The 17,189-nt window shown below is 66.1% G+C and carries 14 protein-coding genes; 5 read left to right on the top strand and 9 right to left on the bottom strand.

The window, feature by feature from the left end; all coding sequences use genetic code 11:
* The first annotated feature begins 84 nt into the window (after window positions 1-84).
* Entirely contained in the window at window positions 85-2,061 is a 1,977-nt protein-coding gene (locus IEX32_RS01670; protein WP_444543970.1) for a sulfotransferase family protein, read from the top strand.
* 7 nt (window positions 2,062-2,068) lie between these two features.
* Here IEX32_RS01670 and IEX32_RS01665 read toward each other — a convergent pair whose 3' ends face one another.
* The 3 genes from IEX32_RS01665 to purU are packed head-to-tail and all read right to left on the bottom strand — an operon-like array spanning window position 2,069 to window position 4,793.
* On the bottom strand, window positions 2,069-3,445 hold the full coding sequence (locus IEX32_RS01665; protein WP_188767679.1) for an L-serine ammonia-lyase: 1,377 nt from the start codon (window positions 3,443-3,445) through the stop codon (window positions 2,069-2,071).
* Window positions 3,442-3,936, bottom strand: coding sequence for a prolyl-tRNA synthetase associated domain-containing protein (locus tag IEX32_RS01660; protein ID WP_188767670.1), 495 nt, complete (start codon window positions 3,934-3,936; stop codon window positions 3,442-3,444). Before IEX32_RS01660 ends, IEX32_RS01665 begins: the two co-directional genes overlap by 4 nt.
* Window positions 3,933-4,793 carry a formyltetrahydrofolate deformylase gene (gene purU / locus IEX32_RS01655; RefSeq protein ID WP_188767667.1) on the bottom strand — a complete coding sequence of 287 codons (861 nt, stop codon included), beginning with the start codon at window positions 4,791-4,793 and terminating at the stop codon, window positions 3,933-3,935. The genes IEX32_RS01660 and purU overlap by 4 nt, the downstream gene beginning before the upstream one ends.
* Before the next feature lie 125 nt (window positions 4,794-4,918).
* On the opposite strand from purU, the gene IEX32_RS01650 reads away from it, so the two are divergent.
* Window positions 4,919-5,887, top strand: coding sequence for a LysR family transcriptional regulator (locus IEX32_RS01650; protein WP_229735782.1), 969 nt, complete (start codon window positions 4,919-4,921; stop codon window positions 5,885-5,887).
* Between the two features lie 15 nt (window positions 5,888-5,902).
* Here IEX32_RS01650 and IEX32_RS01645 read toward each other — a convergent pair whose 3' ends face one another.
* Complete coding sequence (locus tag IEX32_RS01645) at window positions 5,903-7,888, bottom strand: BCCT family transporter (protein ID WP_188767662.1); 1,986 nt, start codon at window positions 7,886-7,888, stop codon at window positions 5,903-5,905.
* A gap of 313 nt (window positions 7,889-8,201) precedes the next feature.
* Between IEX32_RS01645 and malQ the strand changes: the two genes are divergently transcribed.
* The gene (gene malQ / locus IEX32_RS01640; RefSeq protein ID WP_188767660.1) at window positions 8,202-10,181 is read left to right on the top strand and encodes a 4-alpha-glucanotransferase; all 1,980 of its coding nucleotides are present in this window, start codon (window positions 8,202-8,204) and stop codon (window positions 10,179-10,181) included.
* Here the strand turns inward: malQ and IEX32_RS01635 are convergent.
* Window positions 10,159-10,680 carry a GbsR/MarR family transcriptional regulator gene (locus IEX32_RS01635; RefSeq protein WP_188767658.1) on the bottom strand — a complete coding sequence of 174 codons (522 nt, stop codon included), beginning with the start codon at window positions 10,678-10,680 and terminating at the stop codon, window positions 10,159-10,161. The two genes, malQ and IEX32_RS01635, sit on opposite strands and share 23 nt — an antisense overlap.
* Window positions 10,681-10,768: 88 nt before the next feature.
* On the opposite strand from IEX32_RS01635, the gene IEX32_RS01630 reads away from it, so the two are divergent.
* Together IEX32_RS01630 and IEX32_RS01625 are read left to right on the top strand one after the other, a co-directional pair.
* The gene (locus tag IEX32_RS01630) at window positions 10,769-11,947 is read left to right on the top strand and encodes a sulfotransferase family protein (RefSeq protein ID WP_188767656.1); all 1,179 of its coding nucleotides are present in this window, start codon (window positions 10,769-10,771) and stop codon (window positions 11,945-11,947) included.
* Window positions 11,944-12,960 carry a hypothetical protein gene (locus IEX32_RS01625; protein WP_188767655.1) on the top strand — a complete coding sequence of 339 codons (1,017 nt, stop codon included), beginning with the start codon at window positions 11,944-11,946 and terminating at the stop codon, window positions 12,958-12,960. The genes IEX32_RS01630 and IEX32_RS01625 overlap by 4 nt, the downstream gene beginning before the upstream one ends.
* A gap of 25 nt (window positions 12,961-12,985) precedes the next feature.
* Here the strand turns inward: IEX32_RS01625 and arfB are convergent, their stop codons facing one another.
* From arfB to pabB, 4 genes are all read right to left on the bottom strand, one after another.
* A complete protein-coding gene (gene arfB, locus IEX32_RS01620) occupies window positions 12,986-13,396 on the bottom strand; it encodes an alternative ribosome rescue aminoacyl-tRNA hydrolase ArfB (protein WP_188767653.1) in 411 nt (136 codons plus the stop codon).
* The gene (locus IEX32_RS01615) at window positions 13,389-14,042 is read right to left on the bottom strand and encodes an RluA family pseudouridine synthase (RefSeq protein WP_188767651.1); all 654 of its coding nucleotides are present in this window, start codon (window positions 14,040-14,042) and stop codon (window positions 13,389-13,391) included. Before IEX32_RS01615 ends, arfB begins: the two co-directional genes overlap by 8 nt.
* 140 nt (window positions 14,043-14,182) lie before the next feature.
* Window positions 14,183-15,349 carry a pyridoxal phosphate-dependent aminotransferase gene (locus IEX32_RS01610; RefSeq protein WP_188767649.1) on the bottom strand — a complete coding sequence of 389 codons (1,167 nt, stop codon included), beginning with the start codon at window positions 15,347-15,349 and terminating at the stop codon, window positions 14,183-14,185.
* Entirely contained in the window at window positions 15,349-17,169 is a 1,821-nt protein-coding gene (gene pabB / locus IEX32_RS01605) for an aminodeoxychorismate synthase component I (protein WP_188767647.1), read from the bottom strand. Before pabB ends, IEX32_RS01610 begins: the two co-directional genes overlap by 1 nt.
* Window positions 17,170-17,189: the final 20 nt, after the last annotated feature.

Below are 17,189 nucleotides of genomic sequence, written 5' to 3'. Positions count from 1 at the left end.
CCCGACCCGTAGAAGGGGAGGCAGCCCATGGCGGCTGCCTCCCGCTACGGCATAGGGGAATGCAAAGTGAGCCGCGCAGCAGCAGTGCAAACCGACGAAAGCCTGTTGGAAGATGCCAAGGAGGCACTGCGCAATCGGGCTTACGATCGCGCGATAAGCTCGTGCGAAGCGATACTGGCCCGCGATCCCGCAAACAACGAAGCGCTCTACATCGCGGCCGTCGCGGCACGTTTCGCCAGCCAGTTTGATCTTGCCCGCAATTTCGTCCTTCGCTTGCGCGAGGCAGCGCCGGAATATGGGCGCGGCTGGCAGGAAGCGGGGCATTTGGCCCGCGACACCGGCAATATTGCCGAGGCCATCTCAGCCTATCGCAGGGCCTGCGAATTCAACCCCTCGCTGGAGGCAAGCTGGACCCATCAGACGCAATTGCTGGCCCGGTCAGGGCGACAGGCCGAGGCTCAGGCCTGCATCGCCCAGGCCGAGCGGCTCGCCGGACTGCCCAGGGCGCTGGTAGCAGTCCTCAACCATATTCACGAAGGGCGTGTCCTGCGGGCCGAGGAACTGTGCCGCCGCTTTCTGCACGAGCATCCCCACCATGTCGAAGCGATGCGCCTCCTTGCCGACATCGGCAGCAGGCTGGGCGTGCTCGACGATGCCGAGTTCCTGCTGGAAAGCGCGGTCGGCTTTGAGCCGGACAACATCCAGCTTCGGCTCGACTACATACAGGTCCTGCGCAAGCGGCAGAAGTTCGCCGCGGCGCGGGAACAGGCGCAAGGCCTCTATGATCGCGATCCGGAAAACCCGCTGTTCCAGTCGCATCTGGCAATCGAAAGCATGCAGACCGGCGACTATGACAAGGCGCTGGAGCTGTTCGACACGATCCTGGCCAGACTGCCGGAGGATCCCGCGACGCTGACCTCGCGCGGCCATGCGCTCAAGACGTTCGGCAGGCAGCAGGAGGCGGTTGCTTCCTATCGCGCGGCCACCGCTGCCCGGCCCGGTCAGGGCGATGCCTATTACGCGCTCGCCAACCTCAAGACATATCGTTTCGAGGACGGCGAAGTGGCGGCGATGCGCGATCAGCTTGACCGCAACGATCTGCGCCTGATGGACCGGGTCCACCTCAATTTCGCGCTCGGCAAGGCGCATGAGGACCGCCGCGAATATGCCGAATCGTTCAGCTTCTATGACGCGGGTAATGCCCTGAAGCGCCAGCAGCTTCGCTATAGCGCCGACCAGATGACGGAGGAACTGCGCGCCCAGTCCCTAACCTGCACGGCCGAACTGTTCGAGCGGCACGGGGGGCACGGCTGCGCGGCGCCCGACCCGATCTTCATTCTGGGCCTGCCGCGTGCGGGATCCACGCTGCTGGAGCAGATACTCGCCTCGCACAGCCAGGTCGACGGGACGCTGGAACTGCCCGATATCCTGGCGCTGGCGCAGCAGCTCAAGGGGCGCGGGCGGGATCGCTATCCCGCCGTGCTACATGAACTGACCGCCGAGCAACTGCGCGAAATGGGCGAGGCCTACATTGAAAACACGCGCATCCATCGCCGGGGAGCGCCGTTCTTCATCGACAAGATGCCGAACAACTTCCGGCATATCGGCCTGATCCACCTGATCCTGCCGAACGCGAAGATCATCGATGCCCGCCGCGCGCCGATGGATTGCTGCTTCTCGGGCTTCAAGCAGCTCTTCGCGGACGGACAGCAGTTCACTTATGGCCTGACGGAGATCGGCCGCTATTACAGCGACTATGTCGACCTGATGGACCATTGGGACGAAGTGCTTCCGCAAGGCCGCATCCTGCGGGTGCGACACGAAGACGTGCTGGCGGACCTCGAGGGACAGGTCCGCCGGATGCTCGATTATCTCGAACTGCCGTTCGAGCAGGCCTGCCTCGAATTCCACAAGACCGAACGGGCAGTGCGCACCGCCAGCTCCGAACAGGTGCGCCGGCCGCTCAATACCTCGGGCGTGGAGCAATGGAAGCCGTTCGAACCGTGGCTCGGCCCCTTGAAGGTAGCGCTGGGCTCGCTGGTGGAAGCGAACCGCGGTTAAGCCGCCGTCAGCACTCCACCACGTTGACGGCCAGGCCGCCCTGCGAGGTTTCCTTGTACTTGTCGTGCATGTCGAGGCCAGTCTGGCGCATGGTCTCGATCACCTTGTCGAGGCTGACCACGTGTGAGCCATCGCCCAGCATGGCCAGACGCGAAGCGTCGATGGCCTTGACCGCGCCCATGGCGTTGCGCTCGATGCAGGGCACCTGCACCAGCCCGCCCACGGGATCGCAGGTGAGGCCGAGGTTGTGTTCCATCCCAATCTCGGCGGCATTCTCGATCTGGCTGTTGGTGCCGCCCAGCACCGCCGTCAGACCCGCCGCCGCCATCGAGCAGGCGACGCCGACTTCGCCCTGACAGCCCATTTCCGCCCCCGAGATCGAGGCATTCCGCTTGTAAAGCACGCCGATCGCCGCAGCCGTCAGCAGGAAAGTGCGGCGGGCTTCCGGGCCGCCGCGATAACAGCGTTCGTGATAGCGCATCACGGCCGGGATGATCCCGGCTGCGCCATTGGTCGGGGCGGTGACGACACGGCCTCCCGCCGCGTTCTCCTCGTTCACGGCCATGGCCCACAGGTTGATCCAGTCGAGCACTGCCAGCGGTTCGGCCAGCGCCAGTTGCTGTCGTGCCGCCAGTTCGGCCGCGAGGGCCGGGGCGCGGCGCTTGACGCGCAGGCCGCCCGGCAGGACGCCGGCCTGGGCGCAGCCACGGTCGATCGAGCGGGACATGGTTTCGGCGATGAGATCCATCCCGGCGTTCACGTCCTCGATCGCGCGCAAAGCCAACTCGTTGGCGAGCATGATGTCGGCGATCGAAAGGCCGGTTGCCTCGCCGATCTCCATCAGCTCGGCGCCGGACGTGAAGTCATAGGGTATGGCTTCGATTTCGGGATCGGGCGCGTTGCGCTGCGCCTCTTCCTCGTCGAGGATGAAGCCGCCGCCGACCGAATAGTAGAAGCGCCGCTCCAGCGGTTCGCCGCCTGCATCGTAAGCGGTGAAGGCCATGGCATTGCTGTGATAGGGCTGGCGCTCGCGCTGGTGAAACCGGATGTCGATTTCCGGATCGAAGGCCGTATCGTGACGGCCCAGCAGGGCGACCCTCTTGCTTTCGCGGATTCCCGAGACGAGGGCCGGCACCGCATCCACATCCACGTCGGCCGGCCGCTCGCCCGCCAGCCCCAGGATGATCGCGGTATCGGTACCGTGCCCCTTGCCGGTCAGCGCGAGCGAGCCATAGAGATCGACGGCGACGCGGGCCGTGCGGTCAAGCAGCCGGTGCTCGGCAAGACGCTCGCAGAAGCGGCGCGCCGCGACCATCGGGCCGACCGTGTGCGAACTGGAAGGTCCGACACCGATCTTGAAAAGATCGAACAGGCTGACGCTCACGTCCGCTCCGGAATTTCGGCGATGATCGGCGTGTGTCCCCAGTGGCCGAGCGCGCGCTGCAGGGCCTCGCCGGAAAGGCCGACCGTCGCGGTGTTGCGAAGCGGGTGGACGTTGACGCAAGGGTTCCGGGCCAGGTCGCTGTCCAGCACCACCTGCACCTTTCCCTCGTTATCGTTGATCGCGGCCAGCGGGGTAACCGCGCCGGGCGCGACGCGCAGCAGCGCTTCCATGTCCTCGGCCTTGCCGAAGCTGAGCTTCCTGGCACCGATCGCGCCGGCCAGCGCCTTGAGGTCCACGCGCAGGTCATGGCGGACGGTGACAAGCCAGAATTGCTTGCCCGCGTCCTTGAGAAACAGGTTCTTGGTATGCGCACCGGCTATCGTTTCGTGCAGATGCGCGCTTTCCTCGACAGTGAAGACCGGCGCATGCTCGTGCAGCGTCCAGCCGATGTCGAGCGCTTCCAGGTCGGCAAAGAGCGCCGTTTCGCTCATTTGAACACCACCGTTCTCAAGTTGTTCAGCATGACGCGATGCTCGCAGTGCGCCTTGACAGCCCGGGTAAGTACGCGGCTTTCCGATTCCTGGCCCTGCGCGATCAGGTCATCGACGGTGTCGGCATGATCGACGATCGAGACATCCTGCGCGATGATCGGCCCTTCGTCCAGATCGGCGGTGACGTAGTGCGCGGTGGCACCGACCATCTTCACGCCGCGGTCGTAGGCGCGGTGATAGGGGCGCGCGCCCTTGAAGCCGGGCAGGAAACTGTGGTGGATGTTGATCGCGCGGCCTTCGAGCTTCCGGCACAGATCGTCGGAGAGAACCTGCATGTAGCGGGCGAGAATGACCAGGTCGGCTTTCTGCTCGTCGATGAGTTCGAGCAGGCGCGCCTCCTGTTCCGCCTTGGTATCGGGCGTGACCGGCAGGTGATAGTACGGGATATCCTCGTGATCGGCCCGGCGCTTCCAGGTCAGGTGATTGGAAACGATGCTCGTCACCGTCATCGGCAGATAGCTCGTCGCGGTGCGGTAGAGCAGATCGTTCAGGCAGTGACCGCCCTTGCTGACCATGATGATGGCGCGTTGCTTGACCTTGAGGTCATGAACCTTCCAGTCAAGGTTGTATGCGGTGGCCACTGGCATGAAGGCTTCGCTGAAACTTTCGACGGTCACATCGTCGGGCGCCGCGAAGGAAATTCGCATGAAGAAACGGCCCGTCGCCGCATCGCCGAACTGCGAGTTCTGGACGATGTTGCAGTCCTGGCTGGCGATGGAATTCGCGATCGCCGCGACGAGGCCCTTGCGATCCACGCATGACAGCAGCAGAACAAAATCGGGCTTTATCAACGCCATGAACCAAAACTCCTCGCTTGCAGTCCCGGGGATATACTTTTTCCCTTGAGTGAATGGGAATGACTTTGCGCCCTTATAAAAATCTATAATAAGAGGGCTTAGGCTGTTTGATTGTGGGGCACGTGATGCGGCTGCCTGCGGAATTCGATCTTCACGCGCTCGAGGTTTTCGTGATGACCGTCGAACTGGGCGGGATGACGCAATGCGCCAACCGGCTGCAAGTGACACAGTCCGCCGTTTCGCAGACCATCGCGCGCCTGGAACAGGGCGTGGGAACCGCGCTGTTCGACCGCCGGTTGCGTCCGTTGGGCCTGAGCCCGGCCGGCCGGGCGCTTTTCGAACGTGGACGGCGTCTGCTTGTGGCCGCCAGGGCCACGTTCGATGAAGTGCGCGAAGGTGCCGATCTGCCGATCGACATGGTCACGGTGGGTATGTCGGAAAGCCTGGCAACGCAGATGACCGCCCCCCTGCTGCAGCGGTTCGGCGCGCGAGCGAACAGATGGAGGATGCGCTCGGGCATCTCGATCAACCAGCACGCCGAATTTCTCGCGCGCAAGTTCGACATGCTGCTGACGGGCAGCAACATGCTCGAGCGGGTCGAAGGGCTCGACCATCACGGGATCGTCCAGGATCCGTTCCTGCTGATCTTCCCCGGCGATTACGATGGGTCCATCGAGCCCGCCGAGGTGAACAGCGACCTGCCGTTCGTGCGCTATGCGCTCGATTGCGGCACGGGGCAGCGGATCGAGCAGCAATTGACGCGCATGAAGCTGCGTCTGCCCAACGTGATCGAAGTGGATATCACGCACCAGCAGGTCACGACGGTGGCGCTCGGCATGGGCTGGAGCATCAGTTCGTTGCTGTGCCTGGCGGCGCAGCCCGGACTCCTGAGCAAGATGCGCGTGGCACCGCTGTCGAAGGGTGGTTTTTCCCGCCGGATAGAGGTCGTGGCGCGTTCCGGCGAAATGGGTGATCTGCCGGCGCTCACCGCCCAGCTCGCGCAGGACGTCCTGCGCGAACAGACGTTTCCACCGCTCATCGAAGCGCTGCCCTGGGTAGAGCCGCTGATCGAGTGGTTTGACATCGAGACCTAGCGCCCGACGTCAGCCCTATCCCAGGTGCCTGGCGTGACGGAAGTGTGCGTAGCGATTCAGCAGGTCGTTGATAACCTGCTCCTGGCCCAGGCCGGTGACATCGTGCGGCTGATCGCCCTCGGACGATCGCGCGATCGCCCGGAAGTGTTTGCGGGTACTGGGCTGCGTCTTTCGCTGCTCTGCCCAGGCGAAGCTGGGCGCATTGATGGCCTTTGCCCGAACGGAATATTGGAACATGCCCAGTTCTCCGTGCGGAACCGTCAGGTCGACCGAGTCTTCGTTTCGCACGACGACCGGGGTGAGGCCGCTCTTCTGCAACTGGCTCGCGACCGCTTCCAGTGCGGGGCGTGCCGTGCCATCGAGAAAACTGGCGATTTCGCTCTGCCCGTAATGGCGCACGATGCCGGTCAGGCGCTGCTGCCATTTCATACCGACTTCGGCAACGGCGTCTTCGGCTATCGAAAGATCGATCGCCGTGCCCGCGCCTTCCATGCGCAGCGCGCGCAGCAGGCCGTAACACATGAACACCATCACGATCGCGAAAGGCAGCGCGCTGGCGATTGCCGCGGTCTGTAGCGCCGCGAGCCCGCCGGCCACGAGCAGCACGGCGGCGACGACGCCGGCGCCGACCGCCCAGAAGACGCGCTGCCACACCGGGCTTTCGCCGCCGCCGCTGGTAATGGTGTCGACGACCAGCGCGCCCGAATCCGCCGATGTCACGAAAAACGTGATGATGAGAAGGGTCGCGATCCCCGAACTGATCGCGGGGTATGGCAATGCGGCTAATGTCTCGAACAGCGCGACCGGCATGTTGTTGGCGACGGTTTGCGCGATCGGCGCCGCTCCCGAAAGGTCGAGGGCAATGGCCGTGTTGCCGAATACGGTCATCCAGAGAAACGTGAAAAGAACCGGCACCATCAGCACGCCCACCACGAATTCCCGTATCGTCCGCCCCCGCGAGATGCGCGCGATGAACATGCCAACGAAGGGCGACCACGCGATCCACCACCCCCAATAGAACAGCGTCCAGTCCGCCAGCCAGGGGTTGGGCGCATAAGCGTACATGCGGAATGTACGCGGAACCACGGCGCCCAGATAGGCGCCCAGGTTCTGCATGAACGCCTGGAGCAGGAACACCGTCGAACCCGCGAAGAGGACGAACAGGAGCAGCGACACGGCGAGGATGATGTTGAGTTCGGAAAGTCGCTTGATGCCGCGATCCAGCCCCAGCACCACCGACAGCGTGGCGAGGCCGGTAATCACCGTTATCAGCACGAGTTGCGCGCCTATCTCGAGCGGCAGGCCGAAGAGGTAGTTAAAGCCCGCGTTGACCTGAAGCACGCCCAGGCCGAGCGAGGTCGCCACGCCGAACATGGTGCCCAGTACGGCGAAAATGTCGATCGCATGGCCGATCGGTCCGTAGATCCGCTTGCCGATCAGCGGGTAGAGCGCCGAGCGAACGGTGAGCGGCAGGCCGCGCCTGAACGAGAAATAGGCCAGCGCGAGGCCGACGACGATGTAGATGGCCCAGGCGTGGAGCCCCCAGTGAAAGAAGGTCAGCACCATGGCATGGCTCGCCGCCTCGACGGTTCCTCCCTCGCCCAGCGGAGGCTTGGTAAAGTGCTGGATCGGCTCGGCCACTCCGAAGAAGATCAGGCCGATCCCCATCCCGGCGCTGAACAGCATCGCGAACCAGGAGAGATAGCTGTAATCGGGCTCGCTCTCGTCCGGCCCCAGCTTCACGTCCCCATACCTGCTGCACATGAGAAACAGCACGAATATGAGAAAACCTGCCACGACTCCGATGTAGAACCAGCCGAAATCCTCCACGATCGTGGCCTGGACAAGGCTGAAGGCGCGCCCAGCCTGAACAGGGAACAGCGCGCCGAACACGGAAAAGGCAACGACAAGCACCGCTGACACGAAAAACACCGGTGGATTGACCTTCAGCCATCGGCTGTTCATCAGCCCGGCGGCGTTTGTCGTTTCCGGATCGGCCATGCTTTTCCCCGTTTATCATGCGAACCCCCCGTGACCGGGGGCATGTTGTGTGCCCGTACCGATTTCAATGTGTCAATCGCGGCGGCATTGCTTCACGAAATTAGTAAGCCTCCATCAGACCTGCTGATCCAAGGTATATCCATCCTGGAGAGTCCGGTCGAGGGTAGATGGCGCCCGCGCGAGGCCGGTACGGCCGTTTCTTGTGGCTTTCCGTTCCCGGGATGGTCAGCAGCGGCCGCTTTGATGCTAGATGCGCGCGTAGGCCGATACACGAACCGCTGGCGCCCCGGCCTGAAGGGAGAGTGAAAGAGGCATGAGACTTCACGAACTCGCGGAAGCCGCCGGGCTTGCCATCGACTGGGTGGATGCCCGGCACCAGCCGCATCGGGTCTCCGACGAGTCGCTCGGGCGAATACTCGAAGCCCTGGGCTATCCGGCGGGCAGCGAGATGGATGTCACCCGGAGCCTGGCACGGCTGGCCGAGGAGAAGCACGCGCCCCCCGCCTTTCTCTCCGTGGACGCGGGTGCCGCGCTCGATCTGCCCCCGGCCCTCGCCGCCGCCGGCAGGGTCCATCTGGTTGCCGAGGACGGCACAGAACGAAGCCTCGCGGTCGAAGACCCAACGATGCAGCTGGTGAGCGAGCCGGGCTACTACACCCTGCATGCCGGCCCGCACGAAATCGCGCTTGCCGTCGCTCCCCCCACCTGCCTTCCCATCGAAGCCGTATCGCGCAAACGCATGTGGGGTCCGGCGGTCCAGATACCCGCCCTGCGCGATTCGCGGGGCCGGGCGTTCGGCAATCTCGGCCACCTCGCGCGCACGGCGGAACGGTTCGCGCGCGAAGGCGCCAATGCGATTGCGATCAGTCCGGTCCATGCGCTCTATCCGGGCGCCGGCGACCGCTACAGCCCTTATGGTCCTTCCAGCCGCCAGTTCTTCAATACCGCGCTGGCCGATCCCGAATTGCTGGGGCTTGCCTCGCTGCCGGCGGCGCCCGAACCGGCGCTGATCGACTGGGCAGCGGCGGTCCCCGCGCAGTCCAGGGCGCTCGTGCAGGCCTTCCGGGGTCTCGACCGGCGGAAGCGCGACGGCATCGATGCCTGGGCCTCGGCGCGCGGAGAGGCGCTGCGCCGCCACGCCCTGTTCGACGCGCTCTACGTGCATTTCGCCGGCCAGGGCGCCAGAGCATGGCAGGACTGGCCCGCTGCGTTTCACGATCCCGCAGGCCCCGCCGCGCGGGCCTTCTCGGAAGAGAACGCGGAGGCCGTCGACTTCCAGATCTTCGCGCAGTGGCTGGCGCGGCAGGGGCTGGAGCGCGTGCAGTCCCGCGCGCGCGCCGCGGGCATGGCGCTGGGGACCATCGCCGATCTCGCGGTGGGCGTCGAGGGGGGCGGCAGCGACAGCTGGAGCATGGGCGATACGCTGCTCAAAGGCCTCTCCATCGGTGCGCCGCCCGACCCGCTGGGGCCTGACGGGCAGGACTGGGGCCTCACGACCTTTTCGCCTCGCGGGTTGCGCGAGAGCGCCTTTCGCCCCTGGCTGGAAATGGTCCGGACGGCGCTGGGATCGTGTGGCGGGCTGCGCATCGATCACGCTTTCGGCCTGCGCCGGCTCTGGGTGATCCCGCAGGGGGCCAGTGCGATAGAGGGCGCCTACCTCGCCTATCCCTTCGACGATCTTCTCCGCCTGCTCGCGCTGGAATCGCATCGCGAGCGCGCCCTCGTCATCGCCGAGGACCTCGGCACCATGCCATCCGGCTTTCGCGAGGCGATATCGCACAGGGCGATCCTCGGCATGGGCGTCCTCTGGTTCGAACGTCACTATGACGGACGCTTCCGCGCGCCGGATGAATACGCCGTGACGAGCATCGCCATGACGGGGACGCACGACACCCCGACCGTCGCCGGGTGGTGGCGCGGGCGCGACATCGACTGGGGCTGGCGGCTCGGCCGCGCCTCCGACACCGGGAGCAGGCAGGCCGACGAGGACGCGCGCGAGCACGAGCGCGACCGCCTGTGGTCCGCAATCGGGCACGACCAGCCGCGTCCCGCCCCTGACGAAACGCCGCCCGTGGTCGATGCCGCCATCGCCCACGTGGCGGCAAGCGATTCCCCGCTGGCGATCGTTCCGCTGGAGGACCTGCTGGGGCTGGAAGAGCAGCCGAACCTGCCCGGCACCATCCGCGAGCATCCCAACTGGCGCCGCCGCCTTCCCCGGCCGCTCGGCGACATGCTCGACGAACCGCGCGTGGCCGGCCGCCTCGCCGAGCTTAACGCGGCGCGTTCACGGTGACGCTGTCACCCGCAGTTCGCAGATCCTCATCCGGTCCACGACGAAGGAATTCATCGGACAGTTCCTCGATCCGTCCGGTAATGGTTGCCGCCATCTTGCGGTGGAACGAGGCCAGGTAGCGCAGTCGCCGCAGCGTCTCGCCACTGGTCACGTGGTGAGCGCGGGACTCCGCCAGCCGACCGATGTCATCGAGCAGACGCGCCTGTGCTGCGAGGAATCCGGAATAGGAGTTGGACGCGCCATACCGCACGCGCTTGGTCCCCGGCTCGCCATGGCGGCGGGCAAGACCGAACTGTTCGAGCAAGCGGGCCGCCACGCTGGCGCTGCTCTTGGCCATGCCGAGCGCGGCGGCGATGGTGTCCAGTGTTGCCGGTTCGTCGCAGAGCAACAGGTAGGCGTAAAGTCTGGCCGTGCCCGGCTGCAGACCCCACGGCGCCAGTAGGACCGCCATGTCATCGACGAAGCGGCGTTGCTCGGCGGTCAGGGCGCGGTTTGACATATTCGGCATTTACCGAATATTACAGAATATAGTGACCGAATCAAGCCGGCTGCCCGCAGCCGCGTGGCGCGAATAACGGGAGAGAGACATGCTCGATGCAGCAGCGATCATCGCCGAAGCGGAAGAGAAGACCGGCATTGCCGACAGCGATCCCGGTGTCGCCGGCAATCTCGAGCGACTGATCAAGGCCTTGAACGAGACCTTCCCCGTGTCCGAGGCAGGGGAAGCGAGGGTTCGCGCCGCAATGCTCATGGACGCGACCAACCGGCTGGAAAGCCTGAAATGGCTGCGGGATTATCCGGAGATCGGTGAAGAGCCGATCGAGGCGCCGGTGTTCCTGATGGGCCTGCCGCGCTCGGGCACGACATACCTGCAGTACCTGTTCGACCGCGACAGTCGTTTCCGCCTCATACGGACCTGGGAATCGAGCATGCCCTCGCCCCCGCCGGGATTCGATTCCGCCTCGGTCGGGAAGCGCCGCGCGGAATGGAGGGAGTTGCAGCGGAAACGGGGCCATTTCGAAGGGTTCGAGGCGCTTCACCTCTACGACGAGGACGGCTCGGATGAATGCCACGCTTTCCTCCAGCAGAGCTGGGGCGCGGCGGGGCTGCACAACCTCTATCGGGTGCCGCAATACTTCGACTGGTTGCTCGACGGGCTCGACCTTGTTCAGACCTATCGCGTCCACAAACGCCAGTTGCAGTGCCTGCAGTGGCGGTCCGCGCGCAAACCGTGGGCGCTCAAGTATCCCAACCACGTCATCGCGATGAACGAGATCCTCGAAGTCCATCCCGACGCTCGTTTCGTGATGACCCATCGCGATCCGGTGCAGGTGCTCGCTTCGATCTCCAAGATGACCTGGAACCTGCGCGGCATGTGCGCGGCCACGCCGGTCGACCGGCACGAGGTCGGACGCGACATGCTGCATTTCATTCATCGCCATATCGACCGCATCATGGATTTCGATGCGGGACCGCTCGGCGGGCGCGTGGTCCATGTCGACTATTATGCCCTTGTCGGTGACCCGGTGGGCCAGATGCGGCGCATTCACGCCGGGCTCGGCATCGAGACGCCCGGTGAAGTCGCGCAGGCCGTCGGCGACTGGCACGCGGCCAATCCGAAGAACGCGCGCGGTACGAACGATTATTCGCTCGACCAGTACGGGCTGGACGCCGAGGCGGTGCGGGAACGTTTCGCGCCCTATGTCCGGCGTTTTGCCATCCCCACCGAAAGCGAAGGCCTCGGGCGCATCGGCGCATCCGCATGACCGGTGGCTGGGAGATTCTCGAGGCAGCGATAGCCGAAGCCCGCGCCCTGGTCGCCGCCGAGGCGCCGGAACCGGCAATCGCGGCGGAAGGCGAAGCCTATGTGATCCGCGTCGTCACGGCCGCGCTGGGCACGGCCTTCATGGGCCACCGTCTCGCGCAGAGCGGGCTGACCATGGCGCTACCCGTCCACGGCGGACCGAACCCCGATTATATCATGCGCCATGCCGCGATCGATGCGGCTGGCCGCTACCGGCTCCAAGGCCGGCTCAATGGCTCGGAGCGGGTAGGCGTCGGCCTTTACACGATCGGACGCAACGGGGCGCCGCTGATTGCCGCGTACAAGGCCTTCGATCACACGAACTGCGGCCCGGACGGCGGGTTTGCGCTCGATATTGCCGCCGATGCGGCTGGGCCGGACACGCTCGCCATACCTTCAGGCGCGCGTGTCCTGATGGTCAGGGTACTGCACCGCGATGGTTCCGAGCCCGCGCATCTCGATCTCTCCGGCGGCGCACCGCCGCGAGGACCCACCCTCGTCACCGGCAGCAGCGAACGTGCCCTGGGATTCGTCGCCGGCACCGTGCGCGCCAATATCGCCGAATACATGAATTGGGTGGCTGCCGCTCGAGACTTGCCGAACGCCCTGGCGGAAGCGCCCGATGCGCTGGCCGCGACCGTGATCGGCGATGTCGAGACGCAGTACTTTCTTGGGGGCTTCGACCTCGCCAAGGGCGAATGGCTGGAGATAGTCCTGCCCGCGGGCCTGCCGGGCTATTGGTCGCTCCATGCCTACAACTACTGGTACGAGCACCTCGTCACCCCCGGCGTTCACGACCGCAACGCTGTTCCCGAGGCTGACGGTACGATCCGCATCGCCATGGGGCCGGACGTCCCGGCAGGCGCCTCCAACGGTATCGACACCCTTGGCCGCCGCAGGGGCGCGCTTGTCTGCCGGATCGTCGGCCAAACCTCCCCGATCGCGCCGCCCATCACCCGCCTTCGCTCATCCTGAAGGGCCCGGAATTTATCCCCGCAGCCTAATCGAAACCGACCTTGCCGCGCCCGGCCTTGACCGCTCCGCGCAGCTTCTTGCCTTTCAGGCGCTGCTCCTTGCCGATGCGGTTGAGGCGGCTCTTCGCGCGCTTTTCGGGCAGCTTGTGGGCTTCGCGCAGCAGCTGCGCGAGCCTTTCGCGGGCATCGGCGCGGTTGGCCTCCTGGGTGCGGAACCGGCGCGCGGTGAGCACGAGTTCGCCCTTGGCCGTCATGCGGCTGCCGGCGAGTTCCTTGAGCCGCTTGAACACGGGAGGTGGCAGGCACAGGGCGTAGATGTCGAGCCGCAGCTGCACCGCCGTCGCCACCTTGTTGACGTTCTGCCCGCCGGGCCCGGCCGAGGCGATGAAGGTCTCGGTCGCGAGGGCATGGGCGCGCTCGACGACCTCATCAACCATCGCTGAACCCCAGTACGGCGAAGTCCGCCGGCAGCGGACTTGCGGCGATGATCGGCGGCTTCTCGCCGCGCGGCACGGTGAGGCCGGCGGCATGCAGCATCGTGCGGGCCGCGCCATTGCCCGAACCATAGACCGGATCGCCCAGCAGCGGCATGCCCAGCCCCGATGCGGCGTGGACGCGGATCTGGTGGGTACGGCCGGTCTCCGGCCGGAACTCCACCAGCGGCAGACCGCCGCGCGTGTCGAGCCTGCGCCAGTGCGTCACGGCGGGCTTGCCCTTGCGCGCCGGAATCATGCGCCAGCCGTCCTTCGCGGTGCTGACCTTGGTGAGGGCGAGGGTGATCGTGCCTTCCGCCTCCGCCAGCTCGCCCGCGACAATGCCGAGATAGCGTTTCTCGACCAGACGCTCCTCGAAGGCGGCGGCGAAACGCTTGAGCGCCTTGGGGTTGCGCGCCAGCAGCAGGCAGCCGGACGTATCGCGGTCGAGCCGGTGGACCGGCACGGGCGCGCGCTGGAAGCCGAGTTTCAGCGTTTCGATGTGATCTTCAAGGCTCTCTCCGCCCGCGCGCGGACGGTCCAGCGGCAGGCCCGCCGGCTTGTCGACGACCAGCGCCTCGGCGTCCTCGAAGAGTATTTCCGGTTTCATGTGTTATCGCTTTCGTCATCCCGGCGAATGCCGGGACCGCTGGCAGTGTTTACGAGCCGCATGGCGGGGCGCCTGCGCGCGCAGTTGCGCCTAAAGACTGCCCGCGGTCCCGGGTCAAGCCCGGGATGACGGTGATGGCATCACGCCACCGCCCCGGCAATACGGCGGCAGGCTTCCTCCAGCCGGGCCTCGTCGGCGGCGAAGCTGATGCGAAAGCCGCCGCGTCCGCCGAAGGCGGAAGCCGGGACGATCGCCACGCCGTTGTCGAGCAGGTGCAGCGCCAGCTTCATGTCGTCGCCGAAGCGCGCCATCAGCGGCGCGGCATCGACCATGCAGTAGAATGCCCCATCCGGCGATGGTGTCGACAGGCCCGGGACGGCGTTGATCGCGCCCACCACCATGTCGCGCCGCGTGCGGAAGCGTTCGCGCCACTCGGTCAGGAAATCCTCCGGCCCTTCGAAAGCGGCGACGGCGGCGGCCTGGCTGATCGAGCAGGGGTTGCCCGAGGAATGGGACTGCAGCTTTTCCATCGCGCGGATCAGCCACTCCGGCCCGGCGGCGACGCCGATCCGGAAGCCCGTCATCGCATGGCTCTTGGACACGCCCGAGACAGTGAGGATGCGGTCGGCGAGGTCCGGGCAGAGGTTGGCGAGCGTCGCGTGCGGCTGACCGGTGTAGTTCAGTGGCGCGTAGATGTCGTCGGAGAGCACCATGATGCGCGGATGGTGGCGCAGGGCCTCGCCTATGCTTTCCAGCATCTCGGCGGGATAGCAGGCGCCGGTGGGATTGCCCGGGCTGTTGAGCAGCAGCCACTGCGTGCGCGGCCCGATCTGCGCCTCGAGGTCGGCGGCAGTGAAGCGGAAATTGTCCTTGGCCGCGGTCATCAGCGGGACGACCTTGCCGCCGGCGAAGCGGACGATTTCGGGATAGCTCACCCACCAGGGCGCGGGCACGATCACTTCATCGCCTTCGCTGATGGTGGCGAGCAGGGCGTGGAAGATCGCCTGCTTGCCGCCCGCGCTGACGGTGACCTGCGAGACGGGCACCTCGATACCGAGATCGCGCGCGAAATGCAGCGCGGCGGCCTGTTTGAGGCGCGAGGTGCCGCCGACCGGCGTGTACTTCGTCTCGCCGTTGTCCAGCGCGGCCTTGGCGGCCTCGACAACATGCGGCGGCGTCGCGAAATCGGGTTCGCCCACCGAAAGCGAGATCACGTCCACGCCCTGCTCGCGAAGCCGGGTGGCGCGGTCGGTCATCGCCGTCGTTTGTGAAGGCGTGATGCGGGAAAGGGCGGTCGAAGTGTGCATCAGGTGAGCAGTCTTGCCGGAATGAGGCGGCGCAGGGCGTTGCCGATGTAAAACCCGTCCGCGAGGTCGGACAGCGTAAGCTCGGCTTCGATCGCGCGCCCCTGGTCGATGAGCGAACGGCGCAGGACGCCCGGCAGCAGGCCCAGGCTGGCCGGCGGCGTCAGCACCTTTCCGTCACGCTCGACGAAAATGTTGGTGAAAGTGCCTTCGGTGACGAGCCCGTCGTCACGCAGGAAAATCGCCTCGTGCGCCCCGGCCTGCCGGGCGGCGGCAAGACCGGCCTCGTAGAAGCCCCTGTCGCTGGTCTTGTGGCGCAGCCGCCAGTCGCCGCTGTCCACGGGCAGGCGCAGCACGGCGACGGTTGCCGGTTCGGGAAGGCTCTCGGCCATGTCCGCCAGTTCGAGCGCATAGGCGCCGCTGCGCGCGGCGACGAGGCGCAGTTTCGCACGACGGTCGGCATCGAAGCACAGCGCCTGGATGGCATTGCGCACGGCGTGGCGATCGAAAGAGAAGCCGAGTTCGCTTGCGCTCGTCTTGATCCGCTCCAGATGCAGTTCGAGCAGGGGAACGCCTTCTTCGGGCGTGAAGCGCATGGTCTCGATCAGATCGAAACTCGCGGGCGAGGGTGCAACCCCCGATGGTCGCGTTTCCGACTCTCGCACGAAACCCCCTTTGATCAGGCACTCCCGCCATTCGGGAAGCGCTTGCGAATCGGCGACGATGGCCGATCCGACCCCCAGCACCGCCCGTCCCCCGCCGTTTTCGCCGGGCGTCAGGCGCAGGGTGCGGATTGCCACATTAAAGGCGGCATCGCCAGAGGGTTCGATGTGGCCGATCGAGCCGCAATAGGGACCGCGCGAATGGCCTTCGACCTCGGCGATCAGTTCCATCGCGCGAATCTTGGGCGCGCCGGTGATCGAACCGCAGGGGAACAGCGCCCGCAGCAGGTCGACCGCGCCCCGGCCCGGCGCGAGCGTCGCGCGGACGGTCGAGACCATCTGGTGAACCGTGGGGTAGCTTTCGATCGTGAAGGGATCCTCCACCCTGACCGAGCCCGCCTCCGCCACGCGTGACAGGTCGTTGCGCATGAGGTCGAGGATCATCAGGTTTTCGGCGCGGTCCTTGACCGAAGCCGCCAGTTCCTCGCGCAGGTGCCCGTCCTCGTCCTTGTCGCGGCCGCGCGGCCGGGTGCCCTTCATCGGCTTCACCCGCACCGAGCGGCCATGGAGCGCGAAGAACATCTCGGGTGAGAAGCTCAGCATCCAGTAGCTCCCGTCATGGATGACGCCGCCGTAGCCCGCCGCGGCCGAGGGGCGGATCGCCGCGTAGAGCGCCAGCGGATCGCCGCGCCACGGCCCTGCCAGCGGGAAAGTGAGATTGGCCTGATAGATGTCTCCCGCCGTGATCGCATCGCGCAGCAGGTCGAAGGTCTGCCCGTAGCGTCCAAGGGAAACCTGCGGTTCGAGCGGCCCGATCGCGGCATCGCCGCCGGTCGCGGCATCGGCCAGCCATGAGGGGACGTCGCCGGCGCGAATCGTCTCGTGGCCCGCGAAGACGCCGAACCACACGAGCGGCCCGGCCGCGCCCGCCCTTTCCGGCAGGAGATCCCGAAGCCGGGGTTCGAGCGCGAGACCGGCTTCGTAGGCGATATAACCGGCAAGGTGCCAGCCCGCCTCGTGCAAGGCTTCGATCCTCTCCAGCGCGGGAGCGACGTCTTCGGCGAGCAGGGCGACGACGGTCTCCACCGGGCTACGGTAGAGCCGGGCATCGGCTGCCCCGGTCGCGCGGGCATCGTCGAGAAGGACAAAAGGTTCTGGCATGGCGTGCGTTTCGCCCCCGC

The organism is Novosphingobium endophyticum, from assembly GCF_014640675.1.
Taxonomy (GTDB): Bacteria; Pseudomonadota; Alphaproteobacteria; order Sphingomonadales; family Sphingomonadaceae; genus Novosphingobium; species Novosphingobium endophyticum.
Note: the sequence above shows the minus strand (reverse complement) of the source record. Positions and strands in the feature narration are given on the sequence as shown.